The organism is Aquabacterium sp., from assembly GCF_004297345.1.
Lineage (GTDB): Bacteria > Pseudomonadota > Gammaproteobacteria > Burkholderiales > Burkholderiaceae_C > Aquabacterium.
Window position 1 is genome coordinate 1 of the sequence record NZ_SCTN01000510.1, and the last position, 11976, is coordinate 11976.

An 11976-nucleotide genomic window follows, 5' to 3' on the forward strand; every position below is an offset into this window, starting at 1 on the left:
CGCGGCCCAGGCCCGCAGGGGGTGATCCTTCTGCTGGGCAATGGCCTCGAACTCGGCTTGTGCTTCCTTGTAGCGCATCACATAGAAATGCGCGGCGGCAATTTGATATTGGCGCAATTGCCTCAGCAGCTTGGGCTCACTGGCTGGCAGGGCCTCCGGCACGCTGGGCGCAAACAAGCGCGCGGTGGTCAGCGCCATCTCCCCGAAGGGCTCATACGTACAGAACCCGAACACCGCATCTTGCGCATCCACCCAGGCTTTCACATCCTTGGGCTGCACGTTGCGGTTGGCCTGCAGCTCACCCAGCACTTTGGTCGCCAGTTCGATGGCGCCCGGCGTGCAGTTCACGAACGCGCCATAGCTGCTGGAATTGGCCCGCCGGAAATAGTCGATCTCTCGACGAGGAGGCTCCTTGGTCACGGTTTCGCGGGCGGCCAGCCAGCGTGCAATTTCTTTGCCTTGATCCTTCCTCTCAGCCGCTCCTGGGGTCTCACGGCGCTCCTTGGCCAGAAACTCCGGGCCCATCTGCAAGGCGCGATAAGCCTCATACAAGGGCACGCGGCCATAGGAGGTCAGCAAGACACCAAGATCACCACGAGAGAAGGCCTCACTTGTTGGCGCGTTGCGAAACACAAAGCGATCCTCGGGATCAGACAGCGTCCCTCGTGGCGATGGCCCTTGCGCTTGCGCCAACGTCACGCAGGCCGACGCCAGCACCATGGTTGTGAATTGAATCCTTGCCCACCTGATTTGATTTTTCATTTTGATCATGGAAAACGTTGCACGGGATCAGCTACCCAGTTGCGCTCATTGAACCAGAAGCGCCGCGTGAAACGATTGGCCACCGCCTGCTTCGGGGGCGTCTGTACTGAAAAGCCTGCAGCGGGGCCGCGACAACGGGCATGCAAGGCGGGATAATCCTGCGCCACAGGCTCGCCCATGCGGTACCACATGGGCACGACTTCGTCGGCCGCCAGCCGATCCAGCCACGCACCTTGCAGGCACCATGAAGCCAGCGCCGTGACGCTGAGCCGAACAGATGCGGGCAAGCGCTGGCGGGCCATCTTTACCAAGGCGAGATAGGCCTCGCGCTGGCGTGATGGCGCCTCGAAATCCAGCTGCACCCAGCCTGCCGTGGCACCGGCTACCGCGCGATCCAGGGCAGCGAGCATCGCCTTGCGCTGCACCTCGGTGAACACATCAGGGCTGTTGGGCATGGACTGAACGTGCACCACGGGGATCACCTGTACCCTGGCATCCCACAAGGCCAGTGCACGCCTTCGGGGCTGCCGCGTGATGTCCTCGCCCTTGAGCAACAAGGTATCGGTCAGCACGGCGATGGTCTGGTAATCGGCCACCGCAGGGGCATCACTGGAGGGCCAGACCCAGGCGATGTCGGTCGCGGCCTGCACGGGCATGCAAAGCGTCGCCAACAGGAGCCAGGCGCCACAAGGCCTCATCACGAGCGATCCTTGTGCGGCCCTGGCGGCGTCTTCTTCATGCTGATGGCATCGAAGGGGCACACCACTGCGCACTGGGCGCAACCGGTGCAATGAGCGGGATCGTGCAGGGTCGAGCATTTGCGGCCCCAGCCATGGGGCCCCTGCACTTCCAGCCACAAGACATGAGGCGGGCACGCGCCAATACACCGGCCGCATCCTGTGCACCGGTCCGGATCAATGACGGGCAAGGCGCGGGGCATCCGGGTGTCAGCTCTGAGTCGAGTTATCTGTGTTCCAGCGCGAAGGATAGCGATGAAACTTGGCGAAAGCACCTAAGCGGGGCACGCCGGGCTGCTCGGTACACTGCAGCGATCTCAACGATCACCACCTGAGGTTTCATGAACGCCAAGATTCTTGTTGCGCTGGCCCTGTCCGGCATGGCGCTGCAGGCCGTTGCCGCCGATCCCAAGCCCAACGTGCAGAAGCTGCCTTCCGGGGTGGAAGTCACCCACATCACGGTGGGCAAAGGCGCCAAGCCCACGGCCAGCAATACCGTGAAAGTGCATTACGAAGGCAAGCTGGCCAACGGCAAGGTGTTTGACAGCTCGTACAAGGACGGCCAGCCCATCAGCTTCCCGCTGGACCGCGTGATCAAGTGCTGGACGGAAGGCGTGCAAACCATGCAGGTTGGCGGCAAGGCCACGCTGCATTGCCCGGCCAAGACGGCTTATGGCGCGGCAGGCGCAGGCGGCGTGATTCCGCCCAACGCCGACCTGACCTTCACGGTCGAGCTGCTGGGTATCGAGAACTGACCCTGCTCAGCTCAGCACGCCCCGCCCGCCTTTACGGGGCACCTTGCCGTACTCCTGTGACTGGCGTACGGCTCGGTAGACATCCCGATCAGTCATGCCGATGCCCTGCAGGAACTGATCGCGCAGCTTCAGCACGGATTCGACCGACTCGTCGGATTCTTCAGAGGCCTCGATCAGGTAGCCCTGGATGCGCTCCAGCTCACCGATCTGGCTTTCCGAGAAAGTAGGTTTGGCCCACAGCGGCAACATGGCGCATGCCGTGAGGCCCCAGGCGGTCGGGCAATCAAACACGTCCTGGGCCAGCATCACCTGGTTCAGATCGTCCAGGACGCCTGCATCCAGATCCTCGGTCAGGCCGTTTTCCACCACCTGGGCTGCCACCACCCGAGGTTCGGCCACATCGATCACCACCCGGCACAGCACCTTGTCGCCGTAGGCGTGCAGGCGGTGTCGCCAGTGGCCCTGATACAGACAGGCCGGGGCAATCGGTTGATCGCTGTCTGACGAAACGTTGTCAAACCAGTTCATGGCGCCATCCTCCGTGAGATCGGTTTCAGGAAGGTGCCCTCTGCGGTACAGCACAGGTCACTGGTGACCATCATGCAGAAATCGCGCCCGGTTTGGTGGAAGGAATTGGCATGAAAACCCCGAATTGGCGGTTTCATGCAACGAGGCCCCACAAGGGCATGATTCGCCCTTATGCTGGCAGATCGTCAGAAGAAATCAACGCCAGCCGCCCGGGCCGGTGCGCCAGGGGTTTCCCCGCCGTGAACGGCATGCTCCTCCGGGGTCGAATACGAGGCCTTCAAGGTAGCCAGCCAGCTGTTCAGATCCGGCAAGGCTGCCGCCCCCTCGGCCAGATGATCCTCCAGCCTGCGCATGTCCTCGCATACATGAGTCAGGATCTGCGACATGCGATCTTCATGCTGCAGCGCAACCAGAATCTGGTCCAGGTTCTGGCGCACATTGCCGTTGAGATCACACAGCACTTGCGAGGCAGAAGTCAGCTCCACCAAGGAGTTGAAAACACTGCCCACCGATTCGTGCAGAACCTGATGAGACACGGTGCCATCTTTGCTGGCTTCGCTCGCCTTGACACGCAGACCCTCGATTTCCTTGAGGATGCCGTCCAACTGTGAAGACAAGTCCTTGTTGAGGTGCTCCGAACGGCCAATCGCCTGGATCAGCTCGTCGGCCACGGCAAAGAAGGACACGAGCAGATCGACCACCGTCGAGCCAGAGGCCAGCAGACACTGATCGATCTGCTGGCGCCAGATGGGGATGACGCCCCGAGCGACTTCGGCCAGGCGCTCATCTCGTACGACGCTGACATGGGTGGACATGCACTTCTCCATCTGACAAACTAGGACAAGATGACTTGATTGGCGCAGGCACACAAGCACCCCGCGCAGCAGCACCGGTCATTTTTGCCAAAAGCCGCACTTGTTTTTGATCGATTTGAGGTGATTTTGCTGGGCTGTAAGCCGCTTCATGGCTGATACCCTAGCGCGCCAGAATCACGGGCGCCAGGCGTGCACCAGCCTTGAAGCCCGCTTCGATCAAGGCTTTGCGCGACGAGAAATCCGTGCTGCTGATGCGGCCCACATCAGGTCTGATGAGAACATCGGCCTGCTTGCACTCGAACTCGCGCAAGGACTTGCCCATGATCTCAAAGGAGCGCAGGATCAACTCGTACATGCCGCCTGTGGCACGCTGGCGGTAAGCGCTCGGATCTTCCGCGCCCACATCCACCGCGACAACCAGGGTGGCGCCATTGGCCCTTGCTGTGCGCACAGGAATCGGGCTGACGAGCCCCCCATCCAGGTACTCCTGATCATCCCGTTCGGCAGGCAGAAAGATGCCGGGAATGCAACACGATGCGCGCACGGCAAAACCCACATCGCCAGTCTTGAACTCCTGCAATTGCCCCGAAGGGAACTGGGTGGCCACTGTGATCAAGGGTGCCATCAAGCCCGTCATGGAGCGGCCACGCACCCCCTTGTTCACGAAGCTCTCCAGTGACTGGCCACTGAGCAAGCCGCGTCGGCCTGAAGCCGTCGGGGCGATCGAATCGATGATGGCACTGTCTTGCACGTCATAGGCCAGCGCTTCCATGTCCCTGCCCGAATACCCTGCCGCCCAGAAGGCGCCGACCAGGGATCCCGCACTGCAACCCACGATCAGATCGGGCTTGACGCCAGCGGCCTCCAGCGCCTTGATCACGCCGATATGCGCAAAGGCTCGGGCCGAACCGCCCCCCAGCACCACGGCCAGCCGGCGGCGCGGGGCTTGTTCAGGGCGAGCCGCCCTCACATTTGCGCTGCCCAGCGCAGCCATCCCGGCCAGGGAACTCATCCATGCTCTGCGATCCATGATCGTGTGCTTCTTTTCTAAGCAAATTCAGCGAAAGCCACCGGCATTGACGCGATCACCCAATTCAGCCTTGAGCTTGTCGAACGCATCTTCAAACCGATTGGCCGGCTCACCTTGACTCAAGTGCGCGACGGTTTCGTTGAGCACGATGATCTCCACCCGACGATTGAGCCGGCGACCGACGTCAGAATCATTGGGGGCAAGCGGTCGGGTCAGACCAAAGCCTGCCGTCTTCATGCGTTCAACGGGCACGCCCAATTGGGACAAGGCCAAAGCCACCGCGTCGGCGCGTTTGAGCGACAGCGCCTGGTTGTAATCGGCTCCGCCCACGCTGTCGGTATGCCCCTCCAGCGCCAACGATTCGGTCGTGCGGGTCATGGCCAGATCGGCCACAAGCCGCAGGTAACCTTCCGCTTCGGGCGACAAGGTATGCGCACCAAAATCAAACATCACGTTGTCGGGCAACCAGATCAACACACCGCGTGACACTTGGGTGACCGCGAGCTTGACGGGCGGCTTCTCAGGTGCGTTCTTGCTGGCACAGGCGCTCAATGCGAGCACGGCACACAATGCCAGGCTGATGGTCCAGCGTTTCATGGGCGTATCTCCGAACGGCGCGGCATCAGCGGCGACCACCAAGGGCATCGCGGATCTGGCGCAGCAGCACGATGTCTTCGCTCGGAGCGGCGGGAGCTGCTGCTGGTGCCGCAGGCTCCTCGGCCTTAAGGCGATTGATCTGCTTGACCATCATGAAAATGATGAAGGCCAGGATGATGAAGTTGACGGCCACGGTGGCGAAGTTGCCATAAGCCAGCATGGGCACGCCGGCCTTGCTCAGATCGGCATAGGTCATGGCGCCTTTGTAGTCGGCCGGCACCTGCCCCAGCAGCAGAAAGTAATTGGAGAAATCGAGGCCGCCCAGGGCCTTGCCCACTACCGGCATGATCAGATCCTTGACCAGCGAATCGACGATCTTGCCGAAGGCGCCACCCACGATCACGCCCACGGCGAGGTCAATCACGTTGCCCTTGACGGCAAATTCCTTGAATTCAGATGCGATGCTCATGACTTTTCCTGATGAAGAGATAGGGTAAAAAATGGAAAGCGGGATCACGTGGCGGGTGAGGTCTTGCCGGTGAGGTCCTGCACCACCGCCAGCAAGCGATGCAATTGAGCGGGCTTGGACAAGACGGCGTCAAAGCCCATCTCCAGCCAGTGGCGCGTACGCGCGGTGTCATCGCTGGCACTGAAGGCCAGGATGGGCGTGCGCGGTTCGGTCAGGTCCACTTCCATGCGACGGATTTCGTGCATGGCGGCCTCGCCGGACATCACGGGCATGTTGATGTCCATGACCACGACATCAAAAGGCTGTTCATCGAGCGCCGACAACCAGGCCCGTACAGCCATCAGGCCGTTTTCTACCAGCGACACGCTGCAGTGCATACGGCCCAGTTCGGCCAGGATCATCAATGCGGTAGAAGGATCATCCTCCACCACCAGCACCCTGGTGCTGCTTGCTGTCCGCGTCATGTGCTCGCGCCTTTCATCTGTCCCACGCACGGTATGCAGTGTGAACATCAGCGCGCCAACCCGCACCCATCCCAGGTGCGGCATCGACCCAGACTTTGGTCTAGGTTGACTCAGTCACCTGGCACCAGCTTGTGCTTCATGGCCAGCACAACAGCCTCGGTGCGGCTATCGACCTGCAGCTTGCTCAAGATGTTGGTGACGTGGAACTTGACGGTGGGCAGCGCAATGCTCATCTGATGGGCCATGTCCTGGTTGCTCATGCCTTGCACCATCAAAGCCAGGATCTGGCGTTCTCGCTGAGTCAGGTCGCCGCCAGGTACATCACGCTGCTGGTTGGCGATCATGGCGTCCGTGACCTCCGGGCCCAGCACACGCCTGCCGGCCTTGACCTGCTGGATCATGGTGATCAGTTCCTGCGCCGATGCTGTCTTGAGCAGGTAGCCACGCGCCCCGGCATGCACGGCACGGCGTACGGCATCGGGGTCCAGCATGCTGCTGAGCACAACGAAGTGCGTATCAGGCATCGTGGGATGCAAGGCCTCGATCACGCCGATGCCATCGAGGTAGGGCATGATCAGGTCCACCAACACGACGTCCGGCTTGCAGCTCGGGATCAGGCGCACGGCTTCGCGGCCATCGCCGGCTTCGCCCACCAGCTTCATGCCACGCTCGCCCTGGATCATGCCCACCAGGCCGGCGCGCACCATGGGGTGATCGTCCACCAGGAAAATGGTGATGTCGGTGGGGACGTCAATCAGCGTCAAAGGGTTCTCCTATCTGTACGCACAGCTCGGTGCCTTGGCCGGGTGCACTGTTGAGGGTCAACTCGGCACCGATTTCGCGTGCACGAGCCTGCATGTTGTCCAGGCCGAAGTGGCCGGGCTTGGCGATGCCCGGATCAAAGCCGGCGCCGTTGTCGTGGATGCACAGCAAGGCGCGGTCAGACCCACGCACCACCCAGCGCACGGCCAGATCGGTGGCCTGGCTGTGGCGCGCCACGTTGGACAAGGCTTCCTGCGCGATGCGGTAGAGCTGCATGCGCGTGGCTTCGCTCAGCCCATCCGTGGGCGCGATGCGGGTGGTCACGCTGATGTCGCTGCGCCCCACCAGGGCATCAACGGCTTGCTTGAGCAGCTCGCCCACGGTGAGACGTTGCAAGGCATCGGGGCGCAGCTCCAGCATGAGCAGGCGCATCTCAGCCAGGGCGCCCTGAGTCAGACGGGCCAGGGCCGTGGCCTTCTCGGCCTGCGCTTGCAGATGGGGTGCGGTTTCTGCCTGCAGGGACCGGGTCAGCGTGCCGGCCATCACATTGGCGGCAAACAGGGTTTGCGACACGGCATCGTGCAGATCACGGGCAATGCGGTTGCGCTCGGCCATCACGGCCATGTCTTTTGATTGCTCGGCCAGTTGCGCATGGCGCATGGCCAGGGCAGTCTGGCTGCCCACAGCGGTCAACAGGCGAATGCGCTCGTCATCGAAGTAGGCGGGCTCTTCGTGGTCCACCCGCATGACGCCCAGCACGCTGTCACGGAACTGCAGCGGCAGGGCCATCCAGGAACGGCTGTGGCGATACAGGGCGGAGGTGCGGGCATCGTCTGTCACCCGGTCCAACAACCAGGACCAGAAGCTGTGCTGCACATTGTTCTCGATCAGCGGCTGGCGCTCGCGTTCGATGCGTTCGTAATGGCCCAGGTTGCCGCGCGACAGGCGCATGCCGGTGAGCTCATCTGCCTGCAAGGCCTTGGATTGACCTTCCTCAGATTCCGGTTCCCCGGTTCGGTAGCCCATCAGCACCACACGGCCATGTTCAGCCAGTTGCTCGCGCGCCCACAGCGATGCACTGCTGTAACTCAAGGTGCGCTCCAGGGCTTGCAGCGCTTCGTTGACCAACTGGTGCATGTCGGTCTGGCGGGCCAGGCCGATGGACAGGTCCTGCAAGGTGCTCAGCTCATGGGTGCGCACCTGCAGGCGATGGGTGAGCGCCTCGTTGAGCGCCTCCAGTTCCTTGCGGCGCTTGCGCATCACCATCACCATGCGCCGCAAGGCCGATGAGAGCAGCAAGGCATCGGCGTTGTGGGCCGTCAGGGGGATGTCCAGCGTGTCGGGCGCCTCTGGGCTACGCAAGGTCTGCGCAGCTTGAACGATGCGGCGCTGCGTCTTCATGGCCTGGTGTGCCACGCCTGCGGCCGCCAAGGCAGACAAGGTACCCGTCAGCCCCATGGCAAGCCAGGTTGGCACGGCCGCAGGGCCTTGCCACCACACCCACGCCGCCGCGCCACCGCTCACCAGCGCACCGGCTGCGCCGACCTGCGTGGCCAGCGCACGACGTCGGATCGTCCGTCGCAGGACGACCAGAGGAAGCAGCAAGCGTGAGGGCATCGGCGCAGAGCGTTTTTAGAACCTGGATCGCGCGTCAGGGTGCTTGATCGCGACTTTGACTGCCTTGATCGGGCAGGCGGGTATAGCGATCAGCCAGCGCCGACAACAAACGTGCGGCCACGTCCTGACCACCAAAGCCCAAGGCAATGGCCAAGCCCAGCGACAAGGCGCCCACAACTGCACCAAAGGCAATGACGATGATGTCAGCCGGCAAACCCGACTGGCGCAAGGCCAGCGCCACCGTGAAAAACAGGATGGCCACACGCGCGGCCTGCGCCCAGGCCCGTGCCTGATGCGTGCCACTGGCCACGATGGACTGCGCGGCCACGGCCGACAGCCACAAGCCCAGCGTCAACACCATCATCGCGGCCACCAGGCGGGCCATGACACCTCCCAGCAGCGTCACGGCATCGGTCAGCACGGCAAAACCCAGCACCTGGCAACCCTGAGTAATAGCCGCCATCACAAAGGCGACCATGACCATGCTGCCCGCCAGCTCGGACAGATCCCGCCCGGCCAGCTTCCAGTTGTCAGGCAGGCCCATTCGAGCCGGCCAGCGGTTGATGCCGGCGCCCGCCAGCACCGTGGTCAGCAGGTTGGCCACCACGCGTCCCATCAGTGCACCCACAGCGATGATCACGGCTGCGGACACCAGCTTGGGGATGAGATCGACCACGGCATCCAGCATGTGGCCGACAGGGCGGGCAATGGCATCCAGGCCCAAGGCCTGAAAGGCGGCGGTCAATGTGGGCAGCAAGATGAAGCCCAACACGACCGAGCCCGCCAGGCTGGCCAGGGTGCGCTCGCCCAGCGCGGTCTGCAGGCCCAGTCGGGCAGCGAATTTTTCAGAGCCAGCAGCCGTCAGCACGCCTTCGACGATCTGGCGCACGATGCGCGCAGCCAGCACGCCCACCCCCAGGATCACGACCGCGCCAAATACATTGGGCACAAAGCCCATGAGCCGCGACATCATCACGTTGACCGGATCGAGCAAGGCTTGCAACTGCAGCGTGCCCAGCAGGGCCGGCAATGCGAACAGCCACACCAGGCCCGAGACAATCTGAGCCAACACCTGGCCCAGGCCAGGCGTCTTCAGACGCGCTTCGAGCCCTGTGCTGCTGACCGCCTTGAGCAAGGCGGCCCGAGACAAACGCGCCGCGATCCACGCTGCCAGCACAATGGCCAAGGCGCCCGCCAACCGAGGCAGGTAAGGCCCCAGGTTGGCCGACAAGGTCTGTTGAAGGGATGTCCACGCGTCCATCTGACTCGCTCCAAATGGGTGTCGGGCCCACCATCGAGCCCGATCGAAGGACGCATCTTACTGACGCACGCGTCCGCAACAGGGGGCAAAGCGCCTCAGCCAGGCAGCTGAATGAGCTTGGCGATCTGGGTAGGTGTTGGCGCAGGCCAGCCGGCTTCCTTGCACACGCGCAGGATGGCTTCGTTGGTATCGAAGTACACCTGCCAGTAATGGTCGGTATGGCAGTACGGGCGCACGGCGATCACGGGACCGACCAGGTTGATGTCCAGCACATTGATTTCTGGCGCAGGGATTTTCTGCACATTGGGAATGTTGGCGACCGCCGCACTGAAACGGGCCTTGGCTTCCTGCACGTCCACACCACCGGCCAGTTGCGCCGTGCGTTCCACGCGACGTGCAGACAAGGCCGAGAAGTTCTGGATGGTGTCACCAAAGATGCGGCCATTGCCCACGATGGTCATCACGTTATCTGGCGTGATCATGGTGGTCCCAAACAGGCCCAGTTCGTGCACGGTACCCGTCACGCCACCGATGGTCACGAAGTCCCCGACCTTGAAGGGCCGCAACACCAGCATGAACGCGCCTGACGCGAAGTTGCCCAGCAGGCCGCTCCAGGCTGCCCCAATGGCCATGCCGGCACCCGCCAGCAAGGCTGCAAACGAGGTGGTCTGGATACCGAAGTAGCCCAGGATGCCCAGCGCCAACGCCACATTGAGCGTGATCGCCACGATGGAGCCCACGTACTTGGTCAGCGTCGGGTCCACATGATTGCGGTTCATCGCCACCTGCATCAGCAAGATGACGCGACCAATCATCCAGCGCCCCACGATCCAGAAAGCCAGGGCAGCCAGGATCTTGATGGCGAGGTCCAACGCCGTGGTGGCCAGGAAGTCTTGAACCGTATGGATGAAATTGGTGGGCATGGTGTTGCTTTCTTAAAAGGTGGCGGACCTTATTGGCCCAACTTCAGGTTGATACCGGTGAAGAAAGCCGCGTCCGTTTTGCGCACGCCAGCACCGGGCTTGCTGTTGTAAGACTCGATCAGACCCACGTTCAGCGACAGGGTGCTGGACATGGCCACACTCAGGCCCACATTGAACTTGGCGAGGTTGCTCTTGCTGCCAGTCAGGCCGGGATACAACTCCAGGCGTTGGTTGAGGGACACGGTGTCCGTCAGCTGATGGCTGGAAGCCTCACCCAGCAGCAGGCCCATGGTGGAGAACTGCTTCTTCGTATCGTCGCCAATGGTCTTGTCATGGCCGTAGCGGGTGATCACCTCGCTCAAACCACCGTACACGTCGAAAGTGTCTTGCTTGGTTTGAACCCAATGGTAGCCCACGCCCGCGCCCAGCAGGGTACGCAAAGACATGTCGGTCACGCGATCGTGCTCGAAACCCAGCTTGCCGAAGCTGAACCATTGCGGCGTCAGGTTGTAGTCGTACTGGCCGGCCAGACCCCACTTGCCCGCCGTCGTGACCTTTTCGCCATTGACGGTGCTCTTGCCTTCGTTGACGTAGCCCGTGGTGCTGAGCTTGTCCTGCTCGGTCAGGCGGGCCATGTCCACATTGAGCAGCAGGTTCTGCGTGCTGCTGTTGCCCGAGGTGGTGCTCAATGCGGCACCCGCCACACCGCGCCACTGACCATCAGCCGGTGTGGCCATCGCCTGGCCACCCATCACACCGGCTGCCGCCACCATCAGAGCTTGCTTCCACATTGTCATTTGCTTGCCTTCTTCTCGACGTTTTTTGAGATGAAGGAGATGCTAAGGAAGCAGCCACCCATGCGCCCCGGCCGGCTGGTGGGGCCGGACCTAGACCAAAGTATGGGCAGCGTGACGAAATGGAGCAAAACAGCCCATCTCGGCCCTGTTAAGGGCCTGGATGTGTACCAATGATGACCCCGGACACGTAAGATCACCCCTATGCGCTCCGAGTCTCAACCTGATCAAGCTCTAGCCACTGGCAGCGACCCGCTAAACCCGTTAAACGAGTTGACGACCCTGCGAGCCCAGGTGGCGCGATACCGTGCCGCGTTCGAGTTGTCAGGACCCGGTCAGGCGCTGGTCGGCTTGAACGGCCGCTTTCTGGAAGTCAACGCCAGCCTGTGCCAGATCCTGGGCTACCCCGCAGCAGACTTGCTGGCCCGGCACTTCAACGACATCACCCACCCCGATGATGTC

Annotated in this window: 16 protein-coding genes; 2 read left to right on the forward strand and 14 right to left on the reverse strand. The window is 62.3% G+C overall.

Features of this window, described 5'->3' with window-relative positions:
- From EPO09_RS19705 to EPO09_RS19715, 3 genes are all read right to left on the reverse strand, one after another.
- On the reverse strand, positions 1–720 hold a 720-nt coding region (locus EPO09_RS19705; protein ID WP_290645848.1), incomplete at its 3' end, for a hypothetical protein.
- Positions 721–767: 47 nt separating this feature from the next.
- Positions 768–1418: a hypothetical protein gene (locus EPO09_RS19710; RefSeq protein ID WP_290645850.1), complete on the reverse strand. Its 651-nt coding sequence runs from the start codon at positions 1416–1418 to the stop codon at positions 768–770.
- Between the two features lie 41 nt (positions 1419–1459).
- Positions 1460–1702, reverse strand: coding sequence for an ATP-binding protein (locus EPO09_RS19715; protein ID WP_290645852.1), 243 nt, complete (start codon positions 1700–1702; stop codon positions 1460–1462).
- 177 nt (positions 1703–1879) lie between these two features.
- Here EPO09_RS19715 and EPO09_RS19720 point away from each other — a divergent pair, with 177 nt between their 5' ends.
- Positions 1880–2254: an FKBP-type peptidyl-prolyl cis-trans isomerase gene (locus EPO09_RS19720; RefSeq protein ID WP_290645879.1), complete on the forward strand. Its 375-nt coding sequence runs from the start codon at positions 1880–1882 to the stop codon at positions 2252–2254.
- Between the two features lie 6 nt (positions 2255–2260).
- Here the strand turns inward: EPO09_RS19720 and EPO09_RS19725 are convergent, their stop codons facing one another.
- The 11 genes from EPO09_RS19725 to EPO09_RS19775 form a co-directional block, all read right to left on the reverse strand.
- Positions 2261–2782 (reverse strand): hypothetical protein, encoded by a 522-nt coding sequence (locus EPO09_RS19725; protein ID WP_290645854.1) that lies wholly within the window; start codon positions 2780–2782, stop codon positions 2261–2263.
- A 185-nt stretch (positions 2783–2967) separates the two neighbouring features.
- Complete coding sequence (locus EPO09_RS19730; RefSeq protein WP_290645856.1) at positions 2968–3597, reverse strand: hypothetical protein; 630 nt, start codon at positions 3595–3597, stop codon at positions 2968–2970.
- Between the two features lie 160 nt (positions 3598–3757).
- On the reverse strand, positions 3758–4627 hold the full coding sequence (locus EPO09_RS19735; protein ID WP_290645858.1) for a patatin-like phospholipase family protein: 870 nt from the start codon (positions 4625–4627) through the stop codon (positions 3758–3760).
- Between the two features lie 27 nt (positions 4628–4654).
- On the reverse strand, positions 4655–5224 hold the full coding sequence (locus EPO09_RS19740) for an OmpA family protein (RefSeq protein ID WP_290645860.1): 570 nt from the start codon (positions 5222–5224) through the stop codon (positions 4655–4657).
- A 25-nt stretch (positions 5225–5249) separates the two neighbouring features.
- Positions 5250–5693, reverse strand: a complete 444-nt coding sequence (gene mscL / locus EPO09_RS19745; RefSeq protein ID WP_290645862.1) for a large conductance mechanosensitive channel protein MscL — start codon at positions 5691–5693, stop codon at positions 5250–5252.
- 44 nt (positions 5694–5737) lie between these two features.
- Positions 5738–6157, reverse strand: coding sequence for a response regulator (locus tag EPO09_RS19750; protein ID WP_290645864.1), 420 nt, complete (start codon positions 6155–6157; stop codon positions 5738–5740).
- Positions 6158–6267: 110 nt separating this feature from the next.
- A complete protein-coding gene (locus EPO09_RS19755; RefSeq protein WP_290645866.1) occupies positions 6268–6921 on the reverse strand; it encodes a response regulator transcription factor in 654 nt (217 codons plus the stop codon).
- On the reverse strand, positions 6908–8536 hold the full coding sequence (locus EPO09_RS19760; RefSeq protein WP_290645868.1) for a GAF domain-containing sensor histidine kinase: 1629 nt from the start codon (positions 8534–8536) through the stop codon (positions 6908–6910). The genes EPO09_RS19755 and EPO09_RS19760 overlap by 14 nt, the downstream gene beginning before the upstream one ends.
- Positions 8537–8570: 34 nt before the next feature.
- Positions 8571–9797 (reverse strand): mechanosensitive ion channel, encoded by a 1227-nt coding sequence (locus EPO09_RS19765; RefSeq protein ID WP_290645870.1) that lies wholly within the window; start codon positions 9795–9797, stop codon positions 8571–8573.
- A gap of 95 nt (positions 9798–9892) precedes the next feature.
- Entirely contained in the window at positions 9893–10720 is an 828-nt protein-coding gene (locus EPO09_RS19770) for a mechanosensitive ion channel family protein (protein WP_290645872.1), read from the reverse strand.
- A gap of 29 nt (positions 10721–10749) precedes the next feature.
- Positions 10750–11517, reverse strand: coding sequence for a DUF481 domain-containing protein (locus EPO09_RS19775; protein ID WP_290645875.1), 768 nt, complete (start codon positions 11515–11517; stop codon positions 10750–10752).
- Between the two features lie 270 nt (positions 11518–11787).
- On the opposite strand from EPO09_RS19775, the gene EPO09_RS19780 reads away from it, so the two are divergent.
- A partial coding sequence (locus EPO09_RS19780; RefSeq protein WP_290645877.1) for a PAS domain S-box protein occupies positions 11788–11976 on the forward strand: 189 nt, incomplete at its 3' end.

What these genes read in the sequence shown, in the direction of transcription:
- EPO09_RS19725 (WP_290645854.1), bottom strand. Translation starts at nt 2,782, where the DNA reads ATGAACTGGTTTGACAACGTTTCGTCAGACAGCGATCAACCGATTGCC.
- EPO09_RS19730 (WP_290645856.1), bottom strand. Translation starts at nt 3,597, where the DNA reads ATGTCCACCCATGTCAGCGTCGTACGAGATGAGCGCCTGGCCGAAGTC.
- EPO09_RS19760 (WP_290645868.1), bottom strand. Translation starts at nt 8,536, where the DNA reads ATGCCCTCACGCTTGCTGCTTCCTCTGGTCGTCCTGCGACGGACGATC.
- EPO09_RS19775 (WP_290645875.1), bottom strand. Translation starts at nt 11,517, where the DNA reads ATGACAATGTGGAAGCAAGCTCTGATGGTGGCGGCAGCCGGTGTGATG.
- mscL (WP_290645862.1), bottom strand. Translation starts at nt 5,693, where the DNA reads ATGAGCATCGCATCTGAATTCAAGGAATTTGCCGTCAAGGGCAACGTG.
- EPO09_RS19710 (WP_290645850.1), bottom strand. Translation starts at nt 1,418, where the DNA reads ATGCCCGTGCAGGCCGCGACCGACATCGCCTGGGTCTGGCCCTCCAGT.
- EPO09_RS19735 (WP_290645858.1), bottom strand. Translation starts at nt 4,627, where the DNA reads ATGGATCGCAGAGCATGGATGAGTTCCCTGGCCGGGATGGCTGCGCTG.
- EPO09_RS19740 (WP_290645860.1), bottom strand. Translation starts at nt 5,224, where the DNA reads ATGAAACGCTGGACCATCAGCCTGGCATTGTGTGCCGTGCTCGCATTG.
- EPO09_RS19720 (WP_290645879.1), top strand. Translation starts at nt 1,880, where the DNA reads ATGGCGCTGCAGGCCGTTGCCGCCGATCCCAAGCCCAACGTGCAGAAG.
- EPO09_RS19750 (WP_290645864.1), bottom strand. Translation starts at nt 6,157, where the DNA reads ATGACGCGGACAGCAAGCAGCACCAGGGTGCTGGTGGTGGAGGATGAT.
- EPO09_RS19770 (WP_290645872.1), bottom strand. Translation starts at nt 10,720, where the DNA reads ATGCCCACCAATTTCATCCATACGGTTCAAGACTTCCTGGCCACCACG.
- EPO09_RS19765 (WP_290645870.1), bottom strand. Translation starts at nt 9,797, where the DNA reads ATGGACGCGTGGACATCCCTTCAACAGACCTTGTCGGCCAACCTGGGG.
- EPO09_RS19715 (WP_290645852.1), bottom strand. Translation starts at nt 1,702, where the DNA reads ATGCCCCGCGCCTTGCCCGTCATTGATCCGGACCGGTGCACAGGATGC.